Below are 25,012 nucleotides of genomic sequence, written 5' to 3'. Positions count from 1 at the left end.
ACCGAAAGCGGGCAGCTCAGGAGGCTCGCCAAACGCTGGCATTTGTACCTCCTGAGCCTCATGACGAAATCGTTACTTTTGCAGCAATGCGTTGGTGTAGAACTCGGAAATAGGCCTCTGGGCAGCCGGGCTTCCCTCATCAAGAAGCTTGAGGGCGTCGGCAATCGACTTCTCATTGACCCATCCGACTGGGTTTTCACCGGAAGCGGGGATGGAGGCAGAAGTGGCTTCGATCTGCTTGTGAACGACAGCGTCAGCGGGGCCTTTCGGCCAGACAGCCTTCAAGGCAGCGACCGCTGCCTGGGGCTCAGATCGTGTTTGTTCGATTGCAATCGCTGTGGAAGCAAGGAACTTCTTCAAAACGTCCGGTTTGTTCGCGATCCCGTTGTCGCTTGCCACCACGGCCATGCCAGGCACAATCAGGCCATACTGGACTTGGTCGAGCACCGAGAAAGTGGTACCAGTTTTCGCTTCAAGAATGGGCAGGTCGTTAGTCTTATAGGCGGCAATCACGTCGATCTGATTGGTCAAGAATTGGGAGACGCGAGCCTGGACATCGATCTGAATTTTCTTGATTTTGCTGCAGTCGACGCCATTAACTTCGCAAAATACGTCAAGATAAGTTGTTCCCGTTTCGCCGATGGGAGCGGCGATTGTCTTACCTTCGAGATCTTTGGGTGTGTTAAGGGGCTTCTCTGGATGCGACACCAGAACAGTCGGCGCGGCGGGCTGGTAAAGCGCTACGATCTTGATCGGCATGCCCTTCTGAATTGCGGATATTGCGAATATCCCCGGAAGAACGATCAGGTCATCCTGACCTTGAATAAGCGATCCGAGCGCGGCTTGCGAGCTCGCGCCTTCACCAAAATTGGTCGCAAGGCCGGCCTGAGAATAGACTCCTTTTTCCTGGCCTAGATAGAAGAAGCCGTACTCGCCTTTCAGTTTGTAACTGAAGCGGATGTTAACGTCCTCTGCCGCGAACGAATGGCTCGAACTGAACATCGAAGTAAGGCCAATAATCCCGGCCGCGATGAGACGCTTCGCTTTCGACATGCACTTGCTCCCTTTGGTTTGCTATCTGCTATGGATCGTCAGTATGCAGTTCCCGGAACAGGGCGATTTTTTATCCCACTTCTTGATCGCACTATGTGATCACACCTGACTGCTGTCAAGTACAGATGCCCTGGAGCATGAGGGCAGCTTTTCTATGAAGCTTCCGGTTGAGAACATACCCGGAACTTCTGCCTATTTGATGGTGGGCGCGGCAGACTTATCGGCTTTCAGAGCTTCGTAGGGGTGGGAACAAGAGCTGCTCAAATTGTACGCAGCCTTTATCAGCGTAAGCGTTGTTCTGAGGCCACCTTCCTGGATGGCGGCTGATCTGTGAGTTTTCCGATTCTGTTCTGGGATCATCGGCTTGTGTCTGGACTTGCCCTTACGCTTGAGCCTGAGCGGCAGTTTTATCAGCAACTCCCCGACGACCCGATTACGCTGAAGGCGATGGTGCTGGCGCACGAGGCCGAGAACGCGCGGCTGTTGGAGAAGCTGAAGGCTTCGCCCAAGCTCTTTGCCGACGAGAAGCAGAAGTTCGACGCACCGAGCTCGGGCGACCCGCTGGCTCCTGCTGCTCACCGACGAAAATGCAATTATCCCGCGATGCCGTGCTGCTCGTCGGATTTCGACAAGAGGCTCAGTTCGGCGCGCAGACGATCGGGGTCGGATAGCGACACTTCTACCTCCGCGTGAAGATGCTGCCAGATCGGTAGCGCCGCGACCAGAACGGATCGGCCGTCCGGTGTCAGGCGCAGCCGCCTGGCGCGTCTGTCCTTCGGGTCGGCTGCCGTCTCGACGAGGCCTCGACGCTCCAGCGGCTTGAGGTTCGCCGTGAGCGTCGTCCTGTCCAGCGCCAGCAGTGCCGCCACGCTGCCGAGGCCCGGCGGTTCCGGTCGGTTGAGCGACATGAGGAGGGAAAATTGCCCGCTGGTGATGCCGACGGGCTTCAGCGCGACGTCGAAGCGGCGTGCGAGAGCTCGCGCTGCCTGCTGTGCGTGCAGGCATAGGCAGGCATGACGCACATGAAGTGTGGTCTCGAAGATAAGGGTGCCAGACTGATGCATCTGAAAGGTTGACATCCGTAGGGTATTTACGTTGATATCAACGTATATGGAAAGACGTCAATCACCAATCCCAACCGAAGGCAAGGAAGAGACCATGAAGATTGTGACCAGCTTGAGCTTTCAGGGCCAATGCCGCGAAGCATTCGAGTTCTACGCCAAGGTCCTGGGCGGGAAGATCACCGCCGCGATGCCCTACAGCGATGCGCCTCCGGACATGCCGATCAGCGACGAAAAGTACAAGAACTGGCTCATGCACTGCTGGCTCGAAGTCGGCGACCAGGCGCTGATGGGAGCCGACATGGACGTCGGATGGGCGCCTAACATCGACAAGCCCAAAAACGGCTTCGACGTCACACTGCACACCGAGGACAAGACCGAGGGTCAGCGCTGGTTCGACCAATTGTCCGAAGGGGGCAGGGCGATCATGCCGTTTAGCGAGACCTTCTGGTCGCCGGGCTTCGGCTCTCTGGTCGACAAGTTCGGCGTCCCGTGGATGATCAACGTCATACCGTCTGCCGACTGGAGGCCGCAGCAAGGCTGATCCATGTGACGCTCTATCAAGGCTCGATTGCCGGAGTGGCTTCGAAGCCCGCGCGCGTCCTGTACCATGGGTGTTGATCTTTGACCGGTCGCAAGTGGCCCCTCACTGTCCTGCCGGACATCTCTCCCCCTTCCAAAAAACGGGGAGAGAGACGACGGCCGCCTGGGTTTCGCCAGTCGCGACGGCGGGCGATTGGCGACAGCGAAGACGGCATCGGTCTTCTCCCCGTCCTAACACCAAGACGGGGAGAGGGTGCCGGCAGGCGGATGAGGGCTTGCCCCGGGGCCGATCGATCCTCATAGCCGCTGGTGCTACTTCCAGCCTCTGCGCCTCGATCGCGCGCGCTTGAGGATGCGTCGCCAGCGCAGCATCTCGATCGGGATCGGCTGCCTGATGCTGGCTATGCGGTATATCTCGTTGTCGACATTCTTCAGCGTCCGCCAGAAGTCATAGTCCGTCAGGCGCGGATCGGACGCCAGTCGTTCGGCCTCCGCTTGAATATCCGTCGTCACCGTCATGCCTCAAGTCAGCCGCCCCCGGCCCGAACGCAATGAAGCGATGCTGACATCATGTCGCCCATCAGCATCCGGGGATCAACCGGGTTGCGGGCTTCTTCCACTTTAAAACATTGTTAAGGTTAACAGTGAGCCGGTTTCCGCTTGATCCCGATCGAACGACCGGCGCGCGCCGGCGCCGGCAGGGCCGAATGCGCTCGATGCATCGCTTCGACCCGCGCCAGCGCGTCCGGGGGAAAGGGAACGACCTTCGGGCCTTCCATGTCGACATGCAGCGACAGCGTCTCGCATGTCGCGGCAAGCCAGCCGTCGGCATGGCGAAGCTCCTTGTAGGCACGAAGCCGCTTGTCGTCGTGGTCCAGGAGCTGGAAAGTCGCGGTCACCCGGTCGGCCAAATGCAGTTCCCGCACATAGCAGACATGCACTTCCGCGGTGTAGATGGTCAGTTTCCGGGTGCGCGCATATTCCGCACCGAGGCCCAAGAGATCGAAGGCGCCGTCCGTGCAGCGGTCGAACAGCACGTTGTAATAGGCCATGTTCATATGGCCGTTGTAGTCGATCCATTCCTTCTCCACTTCCATGACATGGGAAACGAAGGGTGTGGGAAGCGGCATTTCGGCTCCTCTTGGGTTTGCGCAAACGATCGGGCTGGACTTTCCAGGGATAGGCGACTAGCCCCGTAGTAAATAGACACTCGGACCGTCGATGGTCCAATCGCGGAGGAATCATGGCCCTGAGCGACCTGACCACAGTCGCACGCAACGAGGCGGGGATCGAGACCGTGCTCGGCATCCTCAAGCAGCGTCTGGGAGACCGTTTCCAGACCGGCAAGTCGCTGCGCGAACAGCACGGCCATACCACGACCTATATTCCGACCCAGGCGCCGGACGGCGTTGCCTTTCCCCAATCGGTTGAAGAGGTCCAGGACATCGTGTGCGCCTGTGCCGACCATCGGGTTCCAGTCATCCCCTTTGGAGTGGGCACGTCTCTCGAAGGCCACGTCAATGCGCCGGGCGGCGGCATTTCGATCGACACTTCGGGGCTGAACCGTATCCTTGCCGTCAATGCCGAGGATCTCGACTGCATCGTCGAACCGGGTGTGACGCGCGAGGCGCTCAACCAGCATCTGCGCGACACCGGACTGTTCTTCCCGATAGACCCGGGCGCCAACGCCACGCTGGGCGGCATGGCGGCTACGCGTGCCTCGGGCACCAACGCGGTGCGCTACGGCACGATGCGCGAGAACGTGCTCGGCCTGACCGCGGTGATGGCTGACGGAAGTGTGGTGACGACCGGCGGCCGCGCGAAGAAATCGTCCGCCGGCTACGACCTGACACGTCTGATCGTCGGGTCCGAAGGCACGCTCGGCGTCATCACTTCGCTCACTCTCAAGCTCTACGGCATTCCCCAAGCGGTATCCGGAGGGGTGTGCCCGTTCCCGAGCGTGGAGGATGCCTGCAAGGCGGTGATCACGACCATCCAGATGGGCATACCGGTGGCGCGGATCGAAGTGGTCAACGCACTGCAGATGCGGGCGATGAAGGCCTATTCGAAGCTCGATTATCCGGAGAGCCCCTGTCTTTTCGTCGAGTTCCACGGCAGCGACGCCGGGGTCGCGGAGCAGGCCGGGAGCTTCGGCGAAATTGCCGCCGAATACGGGGGCGGGCCGTTCCTGTGGACCAGCGTCGCGGAAGAGCGGGCCAAGCTTTGGAAAGCGCGGCACGACGCCTATTGGTCTTCCCTCACGTTGAGGCCAGGCGCCAAGGGGTTGTCGACGGATGTCTGCGTGCCGATCTCCAGGCTTGCCGAATGCATCGCCGAGACGGAGGCCGACATCGCCGCCTCGGGATTGATCGCGCCGATCGTCGGACATGTGGGCGACGGCAATTTCCACGTTCTGGTGCTGATGGATGTGAACGATCCCGGCGAGATCGCCCAGGCCGAAGCCTTCGTCTCGCGGCTCAACATGCGGGCGATCGCGATGGAGGGCACGTGCACCGGCGAGCACGGCATCGGCCAGGGCAAGATGCCCTATCTCGAACGCGAGCATGGGCACGGCGTCGACATCATGCGCAGCATCAAGCGTGCGCTCGATCCCGACGACATTATGAACCCGGGCAAGATCTTCGCGATGCTGGCCTGACCCGCTCGCCTTGACCCTTCCGGCTTTTAGCCGGAAACTCTCGTGAGTGAGCTGCCGGCTTCGACTGCCGGCGATAGGATCGGGAGGACAAGATGGCGATTTCCCGCAAGGAGGAAGCACGTGCGCTGGACGCCGACGAACGCGAGCTCGTCGACAAGTCGCACCAGCCCGAAATCCAGAACCTGTCGGACAAGGACCTGACAGGCCTGGTCAAACATCTGCGGGAACGGCGCGACAAGGCCCAGACCATCGCCCATCAGCGGCGGCGCGAAATGCGTGGCAAGGGAAAGGCGCGAGGGGCCACCCCCTCCAAGGCGGACGGTGGGTCGCAGCTCAAGCTCGCGGTGCTCGCGATGGCGATGCGGCGCACCAATGGCGAGGTCGAACGACGGCGGCAACTGGCGGCCCAGATGGAACTGGCCGAGAATGCGCGCAGGGCCCTGGCCATGAAAGAGACGGCGTCGAGGAACGGGACTGACTTCAATACCCGCCACGCGCATCAAGGCATGCGCGCGGTGGCGAATGAGAAGGCGAAAAACCTGGTGCGGCCCATGGAGGCGGGTCGGCAGCGCAAGGCCGGGAAGGTGGCGCAGGCCAAGCGCGACGCAGTCTGACGCCTGCCCACACGCCATATTGCGGAAGCCCGAGCTATCGATTCACCGCTCGGTTGCGCCTTTTCCCGCGAGGATGTTGCCGCGGAGTTTGGCGATGCGGGACGTTCGCGTTTCGGATTTCTTCAACGAGTTGAGGATGATCGCATAGCTTTTCCGCCGCCCTGGCGTCAGATCGTGAAAAGCTTCTGCAAGTTCAGGATCGGAATCCAGCGCCTCGATCAACTCATCAGGCAGTTCGATTTCGCTTTCCTCTTTCGGCGGCTTGATGCCCGCCTCCGCATAACCCATCGCCTCGTCCAAATAGGAAAGGATGATCGGCTCCAACTTCGCCACTTGTGCATTATCCACAAAACGGATCATGTCGGGATGCCGCGTATTCGGCCCCTGCTTCTCGAGCACGCCTTCGGGGTCCTTCATCAGTGCCGCATTGAAAAAACTTAGGCGGAAGTCGCCGCGAAGGGCGCCGATTATCACGATATTGCGACCCTTATGCATATAACACGGGTGCGCCCATTTCACCGTCTCAACCAGCCCTGAACCGAGGCAGATTCGGCGAAGTTCGTTCAGGCCATCAGTCCATTGCCGCGTCGAGCAATCTGGTGTGTCAAAACGCTCGCAGCGCCCGCAGCCTTTCGTGAAGTAGTCTTCGATTTCGGTGATCACCTGCTTCGCCCAAAAATCCCTTTGTAACTTTGGCCGCATCCAGAATGTCAAGCTAAACCTCGGCGCGGCCTCGAAACCGCCACGCCACACATCCGGATTGATGGTGCAGGGAACTGGGCATGCGCCGAAATTGCCTCTTTATCGACATGCCGATGGGGTTAGAGTGTAATCCCGTCCTGGGGTTCCACGGTTCACGCGGCAGGCGATAGCGAGAGAAGGTGCTGGCGCGACTTTTTGTGTTTATCGGCGGCCTTGTCGTCCTGGCGCTCACCCTGGCGCTGGTAGGGCCGTATTTTATCAACTGGACGTCTTACCGGGCGAGTTTCGAGCGCGAGGCGAGCGCCATGCTCGGCCGCAAGGTCACCGTGCGGGGCGATGTGAGTGCCCGGCTGCTGCCATTCCCGTCCGTCTCCTTTTCCGACATCTCCGTAGCTGGCGGACCGGCCGGCGAGCCGGCCATGACGGTCGAGACCTTCTCCATGGATGCCGAGCTCGCCCCGTTCATGCAGGGCGAATTCCTGATCTTCGACATGCGCCTGGTGCGTCCGCGGATGACGATCGGCATCGGCGAAAATGGCGCGATAGACTGGGCCGTGCGGCCTTCCTCGCCATTCGACGCCACGCAGATCGCACTGGAGAAGCTGACGGTAACCGACGGTCAAGTGACGATCCGCCACGGTTTCGGCGGGCGCGATCATGTGCTTTCGAAGATCAACGCCGAAGTTTCGGCACGCTCGGTGGCCGGCCCCTGGCGTGCCGACGGAACGCTTCGCCTCGATGGGATGGACACCGCCGTCACGGTTTCGACGGGAAGGGTCGACGAGACCGGGACGCTGCGGCTGCGCATCAAGGCGGATCCTGCCGTCTATCCCTTGGCCATTGAAGCCGATGGCGACATTCGGCTGAAGGATGGGGCGGGCCTCTATGCCGGCAGCTTCCGGGTCGACGCAAGGGCAGCCGGCAGGAACGAGCCGCGGGGCGCGGCCAAACCCTCGTCCGGACAGGAGCCGCGGCAGGGCGTGCCGGTGGCGGGTGCGCCTTCTCCTTATCGGCTGAACGGCAAGTTCGCGCTCGACCATCGCCGGCTCGAATTCCAGACACTCCGATTCGAGACCGGACCTCTCGACAATCCTTATACGGCGGACGGAAGCGGCATCATTGAACTGGGCGCCGAACCGCATTTTGCGATTCAGGCGGATGGTGCGCAATTGCGCTTCGACGAGAATGTCGCCGAGGCCGAAAAGGTGAGCGCCCTCACGCTCGAAAGCCGGCTCGCCGCGCTGGAGCAGGTGCTCGCCGACCTTCCCAAGCCGACCATCCCCGGATCGGTGGATGTCAGGTTGCCCGCGGTGGTCGCCGGGGATACGACCGTGCGCGACGTCATCATTTCGGCCGAGCCGGCTGCGGAAGGCTGGAACATGAAGTCGCTTGCCGCGACGCTTCCGGGCCGCACGACGCTCGAAGCAAACGGGCTTCTGCGCACGCAGGACGGACTGGGCTTTCAGGGATCGCTCCTGCTGGCGGTCGGCCAGCCCTCCGGATTCGCGGCATGGCTGTCGCGCGATGTCGACGACGCGATTCGCCGTTTGCCCGCTGCCGGCTTCAAGGCGAAAGTCGACCTGACCCGGCAACGCCAATTCTTCGACGATCTCGAACTCGTCCTCGGCAACGCGAAATTCAACGGCGCGGTGGACAGCCGACATCCTGCCGATGCCAACCCGACCATGGCGATCAAGCTCGACGGAGACGCACTCGACGTCGACGGCCTGACGGCCTTCGCCTCCCTCTTTGTCAGCGGCCAGGGCATGACGCAACTCGCCCAGCGCGACCTCGATCTCTCGGTCAAGGCCGGTCCCGTCTCCGTGGCGGGGCTGGAGGCGGAAACGGTCGACACGTCGCTGCGCCTGCGCGGCAGCCAGATCGAGATCGACCGTCTGTCGATCGGCGGATTGGAAGGCGCCACCGTCAGCGCCACGGGAACGTTGCGCGACCTGCCGGAGAAACCATCGGGCAAGCTCGATGCTTCGATCGTCGCGGTCGATCTTGCGCCGCTCGCCAAACGCTTTGCGAAACAATTTCCGGACAATGCGCTGCTGGCCGCCCTGGCGACGCGGGCGGAAGCTTATGCTGGCCTGTTCGAGGACACCCGCATCGATGTCGTCGGAAGCGCCGACGCCACGTCCGGCCTGATCATCAACGCGAACGGAACTGCTGGCGCCAGCACATTTTCCCTGTCGGGCTCCGGAAGTGCGCCGCTCGATCCCGCCACTCCGATTTCGATTTCCTTCTCGGCCGCGAATGAGAATGCCGAAGCGCTGATGGCGCTCTACGGGCTGCCTGTCCTGCCGCTCGGCGCCGTCGGGTCGGCAGACACCAAGCTTACGGCCAAGGGAACGCTGGGCGGAGGACTCGATGCGGCGCTCGAATTCACCGCCGAACATCTCACGGCCTCCTACTCCGGAACGCTCCGACAAGCGGAAGGTCTTCTGGAAGGCGAGGGGAAGGTGGCGCTCGATGCCGATGATATCGAGCCTTGGCTGATGACGAGCGGCATGGCCATGCCCGGCATGGGGCTCGGCCTTCCCATTGCCCTTGCCGCGGATGCATCCTTCGGCGAAGGATCGCTCGCGCTTTCCGGCCTGAACGGTTCGGTTGGCGAGGCGCGGCTCGGCGGGGACGTCAATGCCACGATGAAAGATGGTGTGCCCCATCTTGCCGGGGCCCTCACGATTGAAACGCTCGATCTGTGGCCGGTCGCGGCGATGGTGCTGGGTGAGGAGTCCCTCCAAGGCGAAGGGAACTGGCCCGACACGCCTTTCAGGAACAGGGGGGCGGCGCCCTTCAGCGCCGATCTCGAACTCTCCGCCGGCTCGATCGCAGCCGGCACATTCGGCACGGCCGAGAACGTAACGGCCGCGATGCGCCTCGATGGCGAGGGGCTGCACATTTCCGACTTCCAGGGCTCGGCCTTCGGCGGCACGCTGACCGGCCTCGCGGAACTGAAGAACAATGGCGGTACAGGCCTCTTTTCCGGCCAATTGAAGCTCGCTGGCGCCGATCTCGGCGTGTTGCTCGAAGGGAGCGGTATCACCGGGCATGGCGATGTCGCCGCCAGCCTGTCGGCGAGCGGCAAGTCGGCGGAGGCCATGGTGGCGGCGCTCTCCGGCTCGGGCTCGGTCGTCTTCGGAGGGACGAGCGTTCCTGGCATCAATCCGAATGCCTTCCCGTCGCTGCTTGCGAGAGCCGATGCGGTGGGGCGGGATATCGACGCCGGCAAAGTCGAGGCCTTCGCTCCGGCCATTATCGGCGATGGGACGTTCGCGGCCGCGAGCGGCGAGGCTGCATTCACCGTGGCGGGCGGCGTGCTGAGGGCGCCGCCGCTGACGCTGACGGCACCGGCGGCCAAGTTGACGGCCGAACTCAAGGCCGACCTCAACAGTGGAGTCGTGGCGGTGGCTGGCGAAATCGCTTACGCAGCGGGCAACGAGGCGCTCGCCGGCTCCGAGCCCGCCATACGCTATTCCGTGGAAGGGCCGCTCGGCGCGACGCGGAAGCATTTCGACACGGAGCCGCTGACCCAGTTCCTGACTCAGCGCGCCCTGGAGATCGAACAGGCGCGTGTCGAAGCCATGCAGGCCGCGCTTCTGGAGCGGCAGCGCCTGCGGCGCGAAGTCCGCTATTACGCCGCTCTCCAGGCGGAACGCGATCGGCTCGTCGAAGAGCAGCGGCGGGGCGCCGAGGAAGCGCGGCATCGGGCCGAGCAGGAGAGGGCGAAAGCCGAGACAGAGGCTAGAGCCGCAGCGGAAGCCAAGGCACGGGCCGAGGCTGAAGCGAAGGCCAAGGCCGTTGCCGAAGCCAAGGCGAAAGCAGAGGAGGAAGCGCGCCAGAGGGCCTTCGAGGAGAGAGCCGCGGAAGCCATCAGGCTGGTCGAGCGGGAGCGTGCGCGCGCCGAAGCCGAAGCCCGCAAGCCTGAAGTGGAACGCGCGCCCTTGCCGGCCCCCGGCGATAGTGGGGTGGGCCAACGTTTCGACCCGTCCTCGATCGACACCTTCCTGCGGTCCCTGGAGGAGACCCAGTAGGATCGGTCCGGTGGCATGGTCGAACGCGCATTGTTAAAAGCGACGAGGCTACTCGGTTGATTTGGCTACTACTCGAATAAGAGTCGGGAAGTGCCTTTCGTTGCGATCAGTTTTCTGCGAGCGTCTCGGATCCGCTCCGCCTGCTGCTTGGAATACGGTCCCAACGGCCGTGTTTTTTTGTCTCCCCGGCGAACTTGGCAGTACCAGTTGGAGCCGTTCGCGAAGATTTCCACCGAAGTCGGCGTCTCGTCTGGCTCTTTCCCGGCGATCTCATTGATGAACTTGACGATCGTCGAATAATTTTGGGCGCGCGCAACAGTACGAACATCGCTGTTTATGTCGAGTTCCTGATGCACAGGGGGCATTGGTCGGCTCCTTTCGATCTTGGCTGGCAGATCTGCTCCACCGCTGTTTATTGGGCAGGTTTTCGCGAGACCTCAGTCCGGCGAGCTTCGCCAGCAGCGCTTTCCTGCTCCATGGCCACCTCGGCCTCAAGGCTTTCCACATCCCGGAAAATCGAGGCGACCGCCAACGTTTGTCCGTTGCGCTTGAAACGCAGCAGGCAATCTTTGGCGGCAATATCGCCGTCTATCGCGATTTCGTCCCATTGCTCGGCATGGCCCACATAATTGATCGGGATGTCATAGTGCTGGCTCCAGAAAAACGGCACGTCGGCGAACTTCACGCCATGCCCCAGCATATTGAGCGCCGCGGTTCGCCCTTGCCTCTCGGCAACCACCCAATGCTCGACCCGAATGTTCTCGCCACTGTAAGGATCGGGCCACCGCGCGATATCGCCCGCCGCGAAAATCCCCGGCACGCTTGTTTCAAGAAAGGCGTTCACGGCGACACCGCGGTCAAGGGTCAGGCCCGCGGTTTCTGCAAGCCCGGTCCGGGGCCGTACACCGATGCCGGCAACGACGAAATCGGCCGCCAAGGTGCCGCCGCTGCCGAGTTTCAGCTTCCTGCCCTCGATACTGCTCGCGCTCTCGCCGAGATGGAAAACGACACCGTTCTCCTCATGGAGGCCGCGGAGGAAGTCCCCCATTTGCGGACCCAGGATACGTTCCATGGGCCGTTTCTCGGGCGCCACGACATGGACTTCTATCTCACGGGCTCGTAGGGCCGCGGCGACCTCCAGACCGATGAAGCTGGCGCCCAATACCACGGCGCGACGCGCTGTCGTGGCGCGTTCGATAATCGCCCTGCAATCTGCGAGCGAACGCAGTACATGAACGTGCGGTTGGTCTGCGCCGGGAACAGTCAGCCGAACGGGCTCGGCTCCTGTCGCCAGCAACAGCCTGTCGTAAGGAATCTGGGTCCCATCGGTCAGGGCGACCTCACCAGAACGCCTATCGATGTGTCCGACGCTCGTCTTGAGACGCAGATCGATGCCGTTCCTCGAATAGAAGCTCTCTTTGCGGAGTGGAACCCAATCCTCCGGCGCCTTGCCCGCGAGGTAGTCCTTGGAGAGATTGGGGCGGTCAACGGGCGGAGCTTCGTCGTCGCTGAGCATGACGATGCTGCCTTGAAATTGCTCGCGTCTCAGCATCTCGGCCGCGGCGAAGCCGGCGGCGCCGCCGCCGATTATGACGACTTTCTCAGGACGGCCAGCCGAAGGAGGGCGCCTCTTCGGCTCAGGACGTTTGAGCTTCTCCCCAACGAATATCTTTCCTTCTCGCTGTTCCACCGACCAGCACGCGAGCGAATTGAAGGCGGGCGGGCGCAGCGCCTCACCCGTGCGCAGATCGAAGCACGCGTGATGCCAAGGGCAGCGAACCGTGTCGCCGACGACAAGGCCGTCTGCAAGCGGCCCGCCGTAATGTGTGCATGTCGCGCCGACGGCAAACACCTCGGACCCGCGGCGTACCAGCAGCACCTGTTCATCTCCGCAATGGCCGACCAACTTGCCATCCCCGGAAATTTCGGCGAGCGCAATTCCCCTAGTCAGATCCGGCCCGTTCGCCTTGCTATGATCTTCGGACATCCTTTCTCCTCGGCGATTCAAAACCGCCTTCCGATAAAGAAGCAGGAACCCGTCGGGCCTGCCGCCCGGCTATACAGGTTTCGGGAGGTGCCCCACGGTTTCCGACAAGAACCTGCGGCAATTGGAGAGGCTAACCGGGCAAGGCTGGGCGAAGCCGCACAAACCTGCCTAGCGTGCCTTCAGGTCCTCGGCACCTCTCGTCTGGAGCCGTTGTAGCTTGGTTGCTTCGGCCCGGCAGTCACTATCCACGCTGCAGTTTCCTGGGAATTCGTATGGTATGCAAACGAATTTAATCGCCAGTTGCATGCAATATTTATGATAGTTGATCGAAGGCGCCTCGTCTTCGGATCTTGCAGAATGGCGCTGACGCCCCTGACGCCCGTTGACGATCTATCGCCGCTTCGCCCATTCGAGCACATGGATGCGCAGCGCCGAAGAAAGATTGGCGTCGCGCGGTCGCAGAGCATCGACTTCCGCCACGAGCGCGGCGAGCGTCATTCCACGCGCAGCGGCAATCGCCGTCAGCTCGTCGTAAAAAGGCTGCTCGAGCGAATAGCTGGTGCGATGGCCGCGGATGGTGACGGATCGCTTGCGGACGAGGCTCACCGTTCCGAACCGTCGTCCCCACCGTCACGACGGTGACCTTCGACAAAGGCTGTCGCCTTCTCGGCAAGCGTTTGCGCATGCCGACGCTCGGCTTTCGAACGGCCGTGAATGGCGCGGTTTTGCTCGGCTATCCGCTCTTTCTCGGCGCGTGCCTTTTTCTTGCGGGCCTGGCGGAGATTGACGATCTCGGCCATCGTTCGCTACCCCAGCGCTACTTCTTGCGGAATGCGTCGAGCGACACGACGTCGGCGCTCTTTGTCGTTGTCTCCGCCTGTTCCGTCTCCGCAGCCTTGCCGGCTTCTTTCTTGCGGGATTCGGACTTCTTCGGCGAGGCCGCCTTCGCCGGCTCGGGCGCCTTCGTCGCAGCCTCTTCCTCCTCCGCCGCAGGTCTCGGCAGAAGTTCGGGCTTCACGTCGAACTCCAGCTCGAAATTGACCGAGGGATCATAAAAGCCGCGAACCGCGGAAAAAGGTATCTCGAGCTTTTCCGGGATGTCGGAAAAGGAAAGGCCGACCTCGAACCCCGTCTCGCTTACCTTCAAGTCCCAATATTGGAACTGGAGCACGATCGTCATCTGCTCGGGGTAGCGCTCGCGCAGCCGGGAGGAAATGCGCACGCCGGGCGCCCCGGTCAGGAAGGTGATGAAGAAATGGTGATTGCCGGGGAGACCGGTACGCGCGACCTCCGCCAGGACTTTGCGCATCACACCGCGCAGCGCCTCCTGGGCAAGAATATCGTAGCGGATATGGTCTTCGGCCATCGTCACCCGGCTTCCATGAATCGAACCGCCTACCTGTAATCAAGCGCAAGGCTGCCGTAAACCGGATATAGCGCTAGCTTTCGGAGAGTTCAGCCCCGCGGGCCTGCAGGATTCCCGCTTTTGCCCTCGGGTTGCTGCTTGCGGCCGAAAGCGCGCAGGAAGGTGGTCACCGCATTGGAAGAAGCCTTTTGCAGGTCTTCCTCCGAAGGTTTGTCTCCAAAGGTGAAGGACATCTGAAGGTCGGCATTGTTGAGCGCCAGAAATTGCCGCGCCGCAAGGTCCGGATCGTCGATCTCGAGGAAGCCGGCATGGGCGAGGCGGGCGAAACGGGCTGCAAGGGCGGCCAAGATCCTGCCCGGACCATTCTCCCGCCACGTCGCGAAGAGCTCGGGGCAACGCTCGCCTTCGCTCTGGAGCAGCTTGCGCAGGAACAGGCCGTCGCGGTTGCACAGGCAGTTCTTGTTGAACCGCACGCCGAAGGCGGTCAGTTCGGCATGGAGGTCCTGGGGATGGTCGGGAAAGGTGGCCAGCGTCTCGAAAACGCTGACATTGGTGCGGTCCGTCACTTCCTTGACCACTGCGGTGAACAGCTTCTCCTTGTCACCATGGTGGTTGTATACGGTCTGCCGGGAAACACCCGCTTCGGCAGCAATCAGATCGATGTTCGAGCCGCCGAACCCCTCCTGGCAAAAGACTCTCGCAGCGGCCTCGATGATGGACTCGCGTTTGGCGGAATGGCTGCGCGGCGGGCCGACAATGTCAGGAGAGATGACGGAAACCATGGAAATCTATATACGCCTGATTGACGATTTGGACAACCATGTCTAAAAATGTTGATCTAACTCTACAAATCCGGCTGGCGGAGGAGCGGACGGGTGGTGGAGGTGAATTCCGGCCGGTAGCCCCAGCCGGCGACACGATCCGAAAGAACCCACACCATGTCCCCACGATTCCTCCGCCTCGCGGTTGTGCTCGGCCTTTTGTCGGCCATCGGCCCCTTTGCCATCGACATGTATCTGCCGGCGCTTCCATCCATCGGCGTGGATCTCGGCGCGACCACCAGCGCCGTTCAGTTGAGCCTGCTCGCTTTCTTCCTGTCCATGGGGCTCGCCCAGATCTTCGTGGGACCGCTTTCCGACATGTTCGGGCGGAAGGCGCCTCTTTATCTGAGTCTCTTGCTCTTCGCACTCGGCGGCGTCGGTTCGGCGCTGGCGCCCACCATCGAATGGCTGATCGTCGCCCGCTTCGTGCAAGGCTTGGGTGCGGCGGCCGGCATGGTGGTGCCGCGCGCCATCGTGCGCGATCTCCATACCGGCAACGAAGCGGCCCGTCTCATGTCGCTGCTGATGCTCGTCTTCAGCGTCTCGCCCATCCTGGCGCCGCTGGGCGGCAGCATCGTCATCGAGACGTTCGGCTGGCGCGCCGTCTTCTGGTTCGTTACCGGTGCGGCGCTCGTCGCCATTGTCATGCTCGCCCTTACTTTGAAGGAAACACGTCCGGCGTCGGCCCGGCTGGAAAGCAGTATCGGCGGAGCACTGGCGGGCTATCGATTCCTGATGAGCGACCGCAACTTCCTTGGCCTGACCTTCATCGGCGCCTTCGGCATTTCCAGCTTCTTCGTCTATCTGGCCAGTTCGTCCTTTATCCTGATCGATCGTTACGGCCTGACGCCGGCGCAATACAGCATCGCCTTCTCGGTCAACGCGGTGGCCTTCATCGGAATGTCCCAACTGACCGGCATCCTCGCCGATCGTTTCGGACTGAGGCGGGTCGTTCGCTTGGCTGTGACGGGATACACGACGACGATGGTCGTGCTCTTCGGCTTGACCGTCACCGGCGTGGACCGGCTGGACGTGCTGGCGGGGCTGCTTTTCGTCGGCTACGGCTTTCTCGGTCTCGTGATCCCGACAACCGCCGTATTGGCGCTGGAGGACCATGGCGCGATCGCCGGCACGGCCTCTGCTTTGATGGGCACGTTGCAATTCGCTACGGGCGCGGCCGCCATGGCCGTCGTCGGGATATTCTTCGACGGCACCACCCTGCCGATGGTGGCGGGCATCGCCATCGCCGCTGTGATCGCCTTCGTGCTGACACAGGCGACGCTCGCCCGCGTCCCTGTGGCGGTGAGGACCCCGGCGGAATAGGCGCGACGCTTCGAGCGATGGGCGAGCAACTCAGCGTCGTTGCTCGCCCGTCTGCCATCAGGCCAGCCCAGCGGTTTCGAGCACGAAACGACGCCGTTCCTCAATGTCCGCGCGCGGCACCTCGATAAGCTCGTAATCGCAGTCGGCGTAAGCCTGCGCCACCGCATCGAATGTCCGCTTGGCTTCCTCCAGCGTCTGCTTGCGCTCGCTGTCCTGGGCGAAGATCTCCGGCCAGGGCGGCAACAGGAAAACCTTCCGATTATAGAGGCAACGCCGCGCGGCCGTCTGCACATGGGCCGGCACCTCGAGGCCGGAAAGCCTCATATAGCCGATAATGTCGGGAACGCCGCGGTCGAAGAAATGGTTGCCCTCGTTCCTGGCGGCAATTCCGTAGGAGCGCATCTCCCAGGACAGCATCATCTCCGAGAAGAGTGCCGGGTTTTCCCAGGGGAGGGCAGGGCCGCCGATCAGGACCTGGTCTTTGATGATGGCGCGCCCAGCTTCGGTCGAGCCGGCAAAGCCTGCATCGCCGAGCGCTGCAATCAGCGTGCTTTTGCCGGAGCCTGGGCCGCCGGTCAGGACGAAGAAACGCTGGTGGTCGTTGGGCATCGAAAATGGTCCTCGGTTGGGATGGCGCACGGACATGGTCGCAACGGCCCGCGAACGGCAAATGCCGATCGCGCAGCGCGAAGCGACTGCGGTCCGAGACTGAACATGGTGGAAGGGGGAGAAGTGGAGGCTTCTGTTGCCAGGTGCCTCCGAACCCCGCCTAGACCTGCGACGGCCTAGGGCTTTGATTGAAGCTATCGCACCGCATTAAGCAGCGAGACGTGCTTCCGCATAGTTGTCGTTGGCAACTATAAGGTTAGCCCGATAACGGTGGTACAATGCCGGGCAAAAGTCCGATCTTTACACCCTCGTCGATCCTATTTCGCCCCCATCAAAAGCCGCCCTATCAGGCGGTTTTTGGTGGAGGCGCCGGGTACCGCCCCCGGGTCCGAATGGCTTATTTCATCGGCCGTTTATCGCCATAGTCAGTCAAGCTGACGGGCCGAATATAAGTATGCCGCATTGAAATTGGAAGACCCGGAACGAAGCCTGTGCACCGCAAAAAATCACACGGCTGGCCCAGCCGCTTCGATCAGCTTTCTGCCTTGTAGTTCTCGGCTTCTTCCTTGATCTTGGTCCAGTCGTTACCATGACGCCGCAGCAGCGTTTTTGCCTGTTTGGGCGAGAGGTCCGTCGTTTCCGCCAGATGTTGGACTTCGAGCTCTTGCCCTCGTTCCAACAGCCCGGAGCGTTTGCTCTTTTTCTCTGTCTTCTCGTTGGCCATGCCTGCATCCTCCAGTCAGGTGTAGAACGCGCCGGCAAAGGCTCCGTTCCCGGATGGCCGGTATGAAGATATGAAGAGGCGCAGCCGTGACATTGCTTGCCTCCTCATACCAGGCGATGTAAGCGCTGAATGGGGGAGCCGTCAGCGGCCGAGAGTGTAGAATTCGTCGTTCGGGCGCATGTTTCCTACATTTGCGATGCGATTGGACATTCCGAAGAATGCCGCGATCGCGGCAATGTCCCAGGCATCCTCTTGGTCAAAGTCATGTTCCCTCAGCGTGGCGAAATCGTCCTCGCCGACCGCGTATGCTTCAAAGGCGACCTTCATCGCGAAATCCAGCATGGCCTTCTGGCGCGCCGTAATGTCTGCTTTCCGGTAATTGATGGCGACCTGGTCTGCGATTAGAGGGTTCTTCGCCCGGATGCGCAGGATGGCGCCGTGGGCAATGACGCAATACTGGCACTGGTTGGCATTGCTGGTTGCGACCACGATCATCTCGCGCTCGGCCTTGGTGAGGTTTCCCTGCTTGTCCATCAGGGCGTCATGGTAGGCGAAGAAGGCGCGGAACTCCTCGGGCCTGCGAGCGAGAATCAGGAAGACGTTGGGTATGAAACCGGATTTCTCCTGCACGGCGAGCAGCCGGTCGCGAATGTCCGACGGAATCTCCGATAATGCGGGGACGGGGAAGCGGCTGATTGGGGCCTGTTCAGGGGTAGGCATGAGATGGAACTCCGATGAGGCTTGGACGCTCTGCAAGCGTAGCTTGGTTCGACGCCATGAGACAGCTTCTTGTCGCCCTTCCTCTCCCGCTCCTGCGGTCTCCTGCGAGGGGAGACACGGCCACCCGCCATGGTCCTTGCTTGTTTCCTCCGCTAAGATCGGCCGACCAAGCGAATCGAAGCACGACCATGCGCCAGTACCTCGACCTCCTCCAGCACGTTCTCGAAACCGGTGTCGATCGGGGGGACCGCACGGGCACGGGCACGCGCTCTGTGTTCGGCTACCAGATGCGTTTCGAACTGCGCCGCGGCTTTCCCGTAACGACGACCAAGAAGCTGCATCTGAAGTCGATCATTCACGAACTGTTGTGGTTTCTGGCCGGTGACACGAACATCAAATATCTGAACGACAACGGAGTCACCATCTGGGACGAGTGGGCCGACGAGAATGGCGACCTCGGCCCGGTCTACGGCGCGCAGTGGCGGTCCTGGCCCGCGCCCGACGGCCGCTCGATCGACCAGATCGCCAGCCTCCTCCTGCAGATCCGCAAGAATCCGAATTCCCGACGCCTGATCGTCTCGGCCTGGAACCCCGCCGAGGTCGAGGCGATGGCCCTGCCGCCCTGCCACTGCCTTTTCCAGTTCTATGTCTCGGAGGGCCGGCTTTCCTGTCAGCTGTATCAGCGTTCGGCCGACATCTTTCTGGGCGTGCCGTTCAACATAGCATCCTATGCGCTGCTTACGATGATGATCGCGCAGGTGACCGGGTTGGAGCCGGGCGAGTTCATTCATACGCTGGGCGATGCCCATCTCTACCACAATCATTTCGATCAGGCCCGGGAGCAATTGGCGCGGTCGCCGAAGCCCTTGCCAACGCTGTGGATCAATCCCGCGATTACGGACCTTTTCGCTTTCCGATACGAGGATTTCCGGCTGGAGAACTACGTGGCCGACCCCTCGATCCGCGCTCCGATCGCAGTCTGATGAAATCAGCCGGCGCGCTACACCGACGCCCACCGGCGATACCCGGCCGTGCAAGGGAGGAAACATGTTTCGCTTCCTCGTGAGCGCTCTGGTTCTCTGTGGGGCGTCTCAGGCTCGCGCCAACGATTCAATTGCCGAGCTCGGCACGAACGGGCTCATCCTGTCGCGCAGCGACATCATCTCGATGGAAAGCGAGGACCTGTTCATCTCGGCCGACCGGGTCGAGGTCGACTACGTCTTTCGCAATAGCTCGGACGAGGATGTCGAGACGATCGTGGCCTTTCCGATGCCGGATCTGGCCGGCAATCCCTTCTCGGTTCCGGCCATACCCGACGAGAGTCGAGACAATTTCCTGGACTTCACGGTGACTGTGGACGGCAAGGCGGTGGTGCCTGCACTCGAGCAACGCGCCTTTTCGGTCGGACTTGACGTGACGGACGAGTTGAAGGCCCGCAACGTGCCGCTTTATCCCTTCGGCGACGCGGTGCTGGCGGCTCTTGCCGCGTTGCCGCAGGATGTCGCCGACCAGTGGCGGGAGCGCGGCATGCTGGTCATCGACGAGTATGACGACGGAACCGGCTGGAAGCGGGTGCACACGCCCTATTGGCAACTGAAGTCGACCTATTGGTGGCGGTCGGTCTTTCCGGCCGGGGGTGCGGTTCATGTCACCCATCGCTACAAGCCGAGCGTCGGCGGATCGGTCGGCGTCGGTTTCGTAGAAGAGGGTCGGTTGAAAGGCGACAGCTACGAACAGTACAGGTTAAAATATTGTTTCGACAGGAACTTTGAAGCCGCTGTTCTGAAGTCGGCCAAGGGCGCGCCCGGCGGTTATCCAGCCCTTTCCGAGAACCGGATCTCTTACATATTGACCACAGGTGGCAATTGGGCGACGGGCACCATTGGCAAGTTCAAGCTGACTGTGGACAAAGGGAGCCCGCGAAATCTCGTCAGTTTCTGCGGCCGCAACGTCGTGAAAACCGGACCAACCACCTTCGAGATGACAGCCAGCGACTTCTATCCCGAGAAGGATCTGGAAATCCTGATACTTGTGCCGCCGAGCGAAGAGCCCCAGGCCCCCGGCGCGCAGCGGCAGTAACGGAAGCGCGAGAATGAGAATTGCCCTCTATGTCGCCATTGCAGCAAACGGCGTTATCGGGCGTGACAACGGGCTCCCTTGGCGATTATCCAGCGACTTGAAGCGCTTCAAGGCCCATACGATGGGCAAGCCTATCGTGATGGGGCGGAAAACCTGGCTCAGCTTTCCCCGTCGTCCGCTGCCGGGGCGCGTCAATATCGTTGTGACGCGAAACCGGGATTTCGAGGCCGAAGGAGCCGAAGTGGTCGGCTCTCTCGCCGAAGCGCTCACCGTTGCCGATGAGCGGGCTCGCCACTTGCCGGGATGCGACGAAATCTGCATCCTTGGGGGAGGCGAGATATACCGGCAGGCCATGCCGCTTGCCGACAGGCTCTACGTGACGCATGTGCTGGCCGATGTCGACGGCGACACCACTTTCCCGCCGATCGATCCGATGATCTGGACGAAGGTGCATTCGGAAGACCATCCGGCCGGGGAAAAGGACAGCCATGCGACACGCTATGCCGTTTACGACAGGCGAGAAAGCGTGCATTGAGTGAGAAGCTTCATACATTTGAAGTGGAATCTTAACGCGCGTATTGTCGTTCCGTTGAAAGCGGCGTGGCGCACCCCTATAGAAGGCTGAGGAATTCGGGCGCTCGGTAACAGCGTCCAGTGTTTCGAGACCGAAAGGACTTTCATGCCCTGGAATAATCAGAGCGGCGGTGGCGGCGGCCCGTGGGGCGGCGGCAACAGTGGCGGCCCATGGGGGCAGGGCCCCCGCGGACCGAGTGGCCCGCAAGGTTCGCCGCCTGATCTCGAAGACATCATCCGCCGTGGGCAGGATCGATTGAAGCGAGCATTGCCGGGCGGCGGAGGAATGAGCCCTGCCTTGCTGGGATTGATCGGCATAGGGCTGGTCGCGCTGTGGCTCTTCCAGTCGATCTATACCGTCCAGCCTGACGAACTCGCCGTCGAACTGCGCTTTGGCAAGCCCAAGGAAGAACTCTCCGAGCCAGGCCTGCACTTCCACTGGTGGCCGATCGAGACGGTAGAGAAGGCCAACACCGCGGAGAAACTGATCAATATCGGCGATCCCCGTGGCTCCGGCACCTCCGGATTGATGCTGTCGGGCGACCAGAACATCGTCGATGTGAAGTTTTCGATCGCCTACCAGGTCGCCGATCCAGAGGCCTATCTGTTCAACGTAGCCGATCCTGACGACATGGTCCGCCAGGTCGGCGAGAGCGCCATGCGCGAGTCCGTCGGCCGCCGGCCGGCCCAGGATATTTTCCGCGACGACCGCCAGGGCATCGCCGAGAACGTCCGGGAGATCGTGCAGACCACGCTCGACTCATATGGCGCGGGTCTCAACATAAACGCCATCTCCATCGAGGACGCGGCGCCGCCCAGGGAAGTGGCCGACGCTTTCGACGAAGTGCAGCGTGCCGAACAGGACGAAGACAAGTTCGTCGAAGAATCCAACCGCTATTCCAACGAACAGCTCGGCATGGCGCGCGGTAACGCCGCGCAGATCCGGGAAGAGGCGGCGGCCTACAAGAACCGCATCGTGCAGGAGGCGCAAGGCGAGGCGCAACGCTTCATCTCCGTCTACGACGAATACGCCAAGGCTCCGGACGTGACACGCAAGCGTCTGTTCCTGGAGACCATGGAAGAAGTGCTGAAAGGATCCAACAAGGTGATCGTCGACGAGAGCAACGGTCAGGGGGTGATACCCTATCTGCCGTTGCCCGAACTGCAGAAGCGCGCGACGGGAGAAAATAAGTGATGTCGAACCGTCTTCCCGTCATCGGCATCATCGTCGCCGTTATCCTGTTCCTTGCCTATTCGTCGATCTTCGTCGTCAACGAGCGCCAGCAGGCCATCGTGCTGCGTTTCGGCGAGATCGTCGACGTGAAAAGCGAGCCTGGCATCTACTTCAAGGCACCGTTCGGCTTCTTCGAGGCCGACAACGTCCAGATCATCGAGGACCGTGTGATGCGCTTCGATCTGGACAATATCCGCGTCCAGGTTTCCGGCGGCAAGTTCTACGAGGTCGATGCGTTTGTCGCCTACCGCATCTCCGATCCCCGGCGGTTCCGCGCGGCCGTGTCCGGCCAGGTCCTGCTCGCGGAGCAGCGCCTGAGGACGCGTCTCGATGCCGCCCTGCGCCGGGTCTATGGTTTGCGCGGCTTCGAGGCGGCGCTGTCGGAGGAGCGGGCCTCCATGATGCGTGAGGTTCGTGACCAGCTTCGGCCCGATGCGACCTCGCTCGGCCTCGAGGTGGAGGATGTCCGCATCCGCCGGACCGACCTGACGGCCGAGGTTTCCCAGCAGACCTTCGAGCGCATGAAGGCCGAACGCCTCGCTGAGGCGGAAAGGCTGAGGGCGCGTGGCCGCGAGGCGGCGCAGCGTATTCGTGCTCGCGCCGACCGCGAAGTGGTGGAAATCGTCGCCGAGGCTCGCAGGGAATCGGAAATTCTGCGAGGCCAGGGCGAGGCCGAGCGCAACGCCATCTTCGCCGGAGCCTTCCAGCGCGACCCGGAATTCTTCGAATTCTACCGCTCGATGAATGCCTATATTCAAGCGCTGAACCCGAACGACACGACCATGGTGCTGTCGCCCAATTCGGAGTTCTTCCGTTTCTTCGGGAACGCCCAGGGCAACACGCAGCCCGGCGCCCCGGCGACGAACGGAACGCCGTCCACCGCCAGCACCGACGGGCAGACCACCGGCGCCAACCGATAGGTGGCAATCCATGGCGGACTTCCTGGCCGCGATAGGCCTGGTCCTCGTCGTCGAGGGACTGGTCTATGGCGGCTTTCCTGGACTTGCCCGGAAGTTGGCGGCGGAAGTGCTGGCGACACCGGAGAACGTCCTGAGAATGGGCGGGCTCGTCGCGATCGCGGCCGGCGTGGGGATCGTCTGGCTGGTACGCGGCTAAAGCATGTCGCCACCGGACTGGATGCTGGAGCATCGAACACCCTTCGCTAACGCAGGATTTATCCTTTCGCGATAGCCAAGGCCCCAAACACGCCCTATTTTTTATCATGATGATTTCGGCCCCGCGAAGGGGCCGAGTCATTTCTCCACGCCAAACCGGGAGGCCTCCATGAACCGAAATCCGCTTGCGCCCGGACTGCGCAAGACAATGGTGGCCGCTGCCGCTGCATTGCTGGTAGGTGCCGCCGCCGTGCCTTCATCCGTGGGCGTCGCCCATGCGCGCGGCCCCGAATCAGTGGCCGACCTCGCCGAGGGCTTGGTCGAGGCCGTGGTGAACATTTCGACGTCGCAGACGGTCAAAGGCTCGGAAGGCGAAGGCGCCGTGCCGATGCCGGAGGTCCCGGAAGGCTCACCCTTCCAGGAGTTCTTCGACGACTATTTCAACAACCGGCAGGGCCAGGACCAGGGCCCGCGGAAAGTCCAGTCGCTAGGCTCCGGTTTCGTCGTCGACGCCGATCAGGGCATCGTGGTCACGAACAATCACGTTATCGCCGATGCCGACGAGATCGAGGTCAACTTTTCCGACGGCTCGAAACTCAAGGCCGAACTCGTCGGCAAGGACACCAAGACCGATCTCGCGGTGTTGAAGGTCGATCCCAAGCTCAAGAAGCTCAAGGCGGTCAATTTTGGCGATTCGGACAAGATGCGCATCGGCGACTGGGTGATGGCGATCGGCAACCCCTTCGGCCTCGGGGGAACGGTGACGCTGGGCATCGTCTCGGCGCGCGATCGGGACATCAATACCGGCCCCTACGACGATTTCATCCAGACCGATGCGGCGATCAACCGGGGTAATTCCGGCGGGCCGCTATTCAATATGGAGGGTGAGGTCGTCGGCATCAACACGGCGATCATTTCACCGACGGGCGGTTCGATCGGTCTCGGCTTCTCGATCCCGTCCAGGCTGGCGGTCGGTGTCATCGATCAGCTCCGTCAATTCGGCGAAACGCGCCGAGGCTGGCTCGGCGTTCGTATCCAGCCCGTCACCGACGAGATCGCCGAAAGTCTCGGCATGAAGTCGGCGAAGGGCGCCCTGGTCGCAGGCGTCATCAAGGGCGGCCCTGTCGACAATGGCGTGGTTCAGCCGGGCGACGTCATCACCAAGTTCGACGGGCGCGACGTGAACGACATGCGCGATCTGCCGCGGGTCGTCGCGGAGACCCCCGTGGGCAAGGCGGTCGACGTGGTCATCGTGCGCAAGGGCGTCGAGCAGACCGTGAAGGTGACACTCGGGCGCCTCGAAGACGGCGAGAAGCTGGCCGAGACCGAGCAAGGCAAGCCTTCCGACACGGCTCTTACTTCCACCGATGTTCTCGGCATGAAAATCGCCGAGCTCAATGACGACGCGCGCTCGAATTTCGAGATCGCTCCGGACGTGTCGGGCGTCGTCGTTACGGAGGTGGCCCCAGGCTCCGCTGCGGCCGAGCGCGGCATCGTGGCGGGAGAGGTGATCACCGAAATTGCCCAGGAATCGGTCTCCTCGCCTCAGCAGGTACTTGATCGCATCAAGTCGCTGAAGGAGCAGGGACGCAAGAATGCGCTTCTGATGCTCGCCTCGAAGAGCGGCGAGCTGCGCTTCGTGACCATTCGGATGGATTGAGCGCGAGGAAAACCTCTCATCCGGCCCTTCGGGCCACCTTCTCCCACAAGGGGAGAAGTTTGGCATGACCGCTCCTGGCAATCGCAAATTGACATCGGCGTTGCGGCAGGGATTCCCTTCTCCCCTTGT

At 61.9% G+C, this 25,012-nt stretch carries 26 protein-coding genes and 1 other RNA gene; 12 read left to right on the top strand and 15 right to left on the bottom strand.

The genetic code is table 11. The features are described 5' to 3' along the window. Nucleotides 1-72 precede the first annotated feature (72 nt). Together ACCO56_RS31055 and ACCO56_RS31050 are read right to left on the bottom strand one after the other, a co-directional pair. Entirely contained in the window at nucleotides 73-1,053 is a 981-nt protein-coding gene (locus ACCO56_RS31055; RefSeq protein ID WP_433644828.1) for an ABC transporter substrate-binding protein, read from the bottom strand. Nucleotides 1,054-1,646: 593 nt separating this feature from the next. Beyond that, nucleotides 1,647-2,117: a MarR family winged helix-turn-helix transcriptional regulator gene (locus ACCO56_RS31050; protein ID WP_433644827.1), complete on the bottom strand. Its 471-nt coding sequence runs from the start codon at nucleotides 2,115-2,117 to the stop codon at nucleotides 1,647-1,649. Nucleotides 2,118-2,211: 94 nt separating this feature from the next. On the opposite strand from ACCO56_RS31050, the gene ACCO56_RS31045 reads away from it, so the two are divergent. Further along, entirely contained in the window at nucleotides 2,212-2,658 is a 447-nt protein-coding gene (locus ACCO56_RS31045; RefSeq protein WP_433644826.1) for a VOC family protein, read from the top strand. A 311-nt stretch (nucleotides 2,659-2,969) separates the two neighbouring features. On the opposite strand, the gene ACCO56_RS31040 is transcribed toward ACCO56_RS31045, so the two are convergent. Next, nucleotides 2,970-3,176, bottom strand: coding sequence for a hypothetical protein (locus ACCO56_RS31040; RefSeq protein ID WP_433644825.1), 207 nt, complete (start codon nucleotides 3,174-3,176; stop codon nucleotides 2,970-2,972). Between the two features lie 119 nt (nucleotides 3,177-3,295). Continuing rightward, on the bottom strand, nucleotides 3,296-3,787 hold the full coding sequence (locus ACCO56_RS31035) for a thioesterase family protein (RefSeq protein ID WP_433644824.1): 492 nt from the start codon (nucleotides 3,785-3,787) through the stop codon (nucleotides 3,296-3,298). A gap of 113 nt (nucleotides 3,788-3,900) precedes the next feature. On the opposite strand from ACCO56_RS31035, the gene ACCO56_RS31030 reads away from it, so the two are divergent. Beyond that, on the top strand, nucleotides 3,901-5,316 hold the full coding sequence (locus ACCO56_RS31030) for an FAD-binding oxidoreductase (RefSeq protein ID WP_433644823.1): 1,416 nt from the start codon (nucleotides 3,901-3,903) through the stop codon (nucleotides 5,314-5,316). A 92-nt stretch (nucleotides 5,317-5,408) separates the two neighbouring features. Then, nucleotides 5,409-5,930 (top strand): hypothetical protein, encoded by a 522-nt coding sequence (locus ACCO56_RS31025; RefSeq protein ID WP_433644822.1) that lies wholly within the window; start codon nucleotides 5,409-5,411, stop codon nucleotides 5,928-5,930. Nucleotides 5,931-5,972: 42 nt separating this feature from the next. Here the strand turns inward: ACCO56_RS31025 and ACCO56_RS31020 are convergent, their stop codons facing one another. Beyond that, complete coding sequence (locus ACCO56_RS31020; RefSeq protein ID WP_433644821.1) at nucleotides 5,973-6,593, bottom strand: YdeI/OmpD-associated family protein; 621 nt, start codon at nucleotides 6,591-6,593, stop codon at nucleotides 5,973-5,975. Nucleotides 6,594-6,811: 218 nt separating this feature from the next. Between ACCO56_RS31020 and ACCO56_RS31015 the strand changes: the two genes are divergently transcribed. Then, a complete protein-coding gene (locus ACCO56_RS31015; RefSeq protein WP_433644820.1) occupies nucleotides 6,812-10,672 on the top strand; it encodes an AsmA family protein in 3,861 nt (1,286 codons plus the stop codon). Between the two features lie 68 nt (nucleotides 10,673-10,740). Here ACCO56_RS31015 and ACCO56_RS31010 read toward each other — a convergent pair whose 3' ends face one another. The 6 genes from ACCO56_RS31010 to ACCO56_RS30985 form a co-directional block, all read right to left on the bottom strand. Then, the gene (locus tag ACCO56_RS31010; protein ID WP_433644819.1) at nucleotides 10,741-11,037 is read right to left on the bottom strand and encodes a hypothetical protein; all 297 of its coding nucleotides are present in this window, start codon (nucleotides 11,035-11,037) and stop codon (nucleotides 10,741-10,743) included. 47 nt (nucleotides 11,038-11,084) lie between these two features. Next, a complete protein-coding gene (locus ACCO56_RS31005; RefSeq protein ID WP_433644818.1) occupies nucleotides 11,085-12,659 on the bottom strand; it encodes an FAD-dependent oxidoreductase in 1,575 nt (524 codons plus the stop codon). Nucleotides 12,660-13,049: 390 nt separating this feature from the next. Beyond that, a complete protein-coding gene (locus tag ACCO56_RS31000; protein ID WP_433644817.1) occupies nucleotides 13,050-13,265 on the bottom strand; it encodes a ribbon-helix-helix domain-containing protein in 216 nt (71 codons plus the stop codon). Then, nucleotides 13,262-13,459, bottom strand: coding sequence for a DUF4169 family protein (locus ACCO56_RS30995; protein WP_433644816.1), 198 nt, complete (start codon nucleotides 13,457-13,459; stop codon nucleotides 13,262-13,264). The genes ACCO56_RS31000 and ACCO56_RS30995 overlap by 4 nt, the downstream gene beginning before the upstream one ends. Before the next feature lie 17 nt (nucleotides 13,460-13,476). Beyond that, complete coding sequence (locus ACCO56_RS30990) at nucleotides 13,477-14,025, bottom strand: SspB family protein (RefSeq protein ID WP_433644815.1); 549 nt, start codon at nucleotides 14,023-14,025, stop codon at nucleotides 13,477-13,479. A gap of 89 nt (nucleotides 14,026-14,114) precedes the next feature. Then, on the bottom strand, nucleotides 14,115-14,807 hold the full coding sequence (locus ACCO56_RS30985) for a TetR/AcrR family transcriptional regulator (protein WP_433644814.1): 693 nt from the start codon (nucleotides 14,805-14,807) through the stop codon (nucleotides 14,115-14,117). A gap of 156 nt (nucleotides 14,808-14,963) precedes the next feature. Here ACCO56_RS30985 and ACCO56_RS30980 point away from each other — a divergent pair, with 156 nt between their 5' ends. Then, nucleotides 14,964-16,169, top strand: a complete 1,206-nt coding sequence (locus ACCO56_RS30980) for a multidrug effflux MFS transporter (protein WP_433644813.1) — start codon at nucleotides 14,964-14,966, stop codon at nucleotides 16,167-16,169. 57 nt (nucleotides 16,170-16,226) lie between these two features. Here the strand turns inward: ACCO56_RS30980 and ACCO56_RS30975 are convergent, their stop codons facing one another. The 4 genes from ACCO56_RS30975 to ACCO56_RS30960 form a co-directional block, all read right to left on the bottom strand. Next, nucleotides 16,227-16,778: an AAA family ATPase gene (locus ACCO56_RS30975; RefSeq protein WP_433644812.1), complete on the bottom strand. Its 552-nt coding sequence runs from the start codon at nucleotides 16,776-16,778 to the stop codon at nucleotides 16,227-16,229. A gap of 122 nt (nucleotides 16,779-16,900) precedes the next feature. Beyond that, nucleotides 16,901-17,256, bottom strand: a transfer-messenger RNA (tmRNA) gene (gene ssrA / locus ACCO56_RS30970). A 54-nt stretch (nucleotides 17,257-17,310) separates the two neighbouring features. Then, on the bottom strand, nucleotides 17,311-17,502 hold the full coding sequence (locus ACCO56_RS30965; RefSeq protein ID WP_433644811.1) for a hypothetical protein: 192 nt from the start codon (nucleotides 17,500-17,502) through the stop codon (nucleotides 17,311-17,313). 141 nt (nucleotides 17,503-17,643) lie between these two features. After that, on the bottom strand, nucleotides 17,644-18,222 hold the full coding sequence (locus ACCO56_RS30960) for a peroxidase-related enzyme (protein WP_433644810.1): 579 nt from the start codon (nucleotides 18,220-18,222) through the stop codon (nucleotides 17,644-17,646). Between the two features lie 188 nt (nucleotides 18,223-18,410). Between ACCO56_RS30960 and ACCO56_RS30955 the strand changes: the two genes are divergently transcribed. From ACCO56_RS30955 to ACCO56_RS30925, 7 genes are all read left to right on the top strand, one after another. Further along, nucleotides 18,411-19,205 carry a thymidylate synthase gene (locus tag ACCO56_RS30955; protein WP_433644809.1) on the top strand — a complete coding sequence of 265 codons (795 nt, stop codon included), beginning with the start codon at nucleotides 18,411-18,413 and terminating at the stop codon, nucleotides 19,203-19,205. 64 nt (nucleotides 19,206-19,269) lie between these two features. Next, on the top strand, nucleotides 19,270-20,301 hold the full coding sequence (locus ACCO56_RS30950) for a DUF4424 domain-containing protein (protein ID WP_433644808.1): 1,032 nt from the start codon (nucleotides 19,270-19,272) through the stop codon (nucleotides 20,299-20,301). A 13-nt stretch (nucleotides 20,302-20,314) separates the two neighbouring features. Then, a complete protein-coding gene (locus tag ACCO56_RS30945; protein WP_433644807.1) occupies nucleotides 20,315-20,836 on the top strand; it encodes a dihydrofolate reductase in 522 nt (173 codons plus the stop codon). 144 nt (nucleotides 20,837-20,980) lie between these two features. Next, a complete protein-coding gene (hflK, locus tag ACCO56_RS30940) occupies nucleotides 20,981-22,069 on the top strand; it encodes an FtsH protease activity modulator HflK (RefSeq protein WP_433644806.1) in 1,089 nt (362 codons plus the stop codon). Beyond that, nucleotides 22,069-23,028, top strand: coding sequence for a protease modulator HflC (hflC, locus tag ACCO56_RS30935; RefSeq protein WP_433644805.1), 960 nt, complete (start codon nucleotides 22,069-22,071; stop codon nucleotides 23,026-23,028). The genes hflK and hflC overlap by 1 nt, the downstream gene beginning before the upstream one ends. A 10-nt stretch (nucleotides 23,029-23,038) precedes the next feature. After that, nucleotides 23,039-23,224, top strand: a complete 186-nt coding sequence (locus ACCO56_RS30930) for a DUF2065 domain-containing protein (RefSeq protein WP_433644804.1) — start codon at nucleotides 23,039-23,041, stop codon at nucleotides 23,222-23,224. 168 nt (nucleotides 23,225-23,392) lie between these two features. Then, nucleotides 23,393-24,883: a DegQ family serine endoprotease gene (locus ACCO56_RS30925; protein WP_433644803.1), complete on the top strand. Its 1,491-nt coding sequence runs from the start codon at nucleotides 23,393-23,395 to the stop codon at nucleotides 24,881-24,883. Nucleotides 24,884-25,012: the final 129 nt, after the last annotated feature.

The organism is Mesorhizobium sp. 1B3, assembly GCF_050958605.1.
GTDB lineage: Bacteria > Pseudomonadota > Alphaproteobacteria > Rhizobiales > Rhizobiaceae.
The sequence above is the reverse complement of the archived record's forward strand: the minus strand, read 5'-3'. Positions and strand labels throughout refer to the sequence as shown.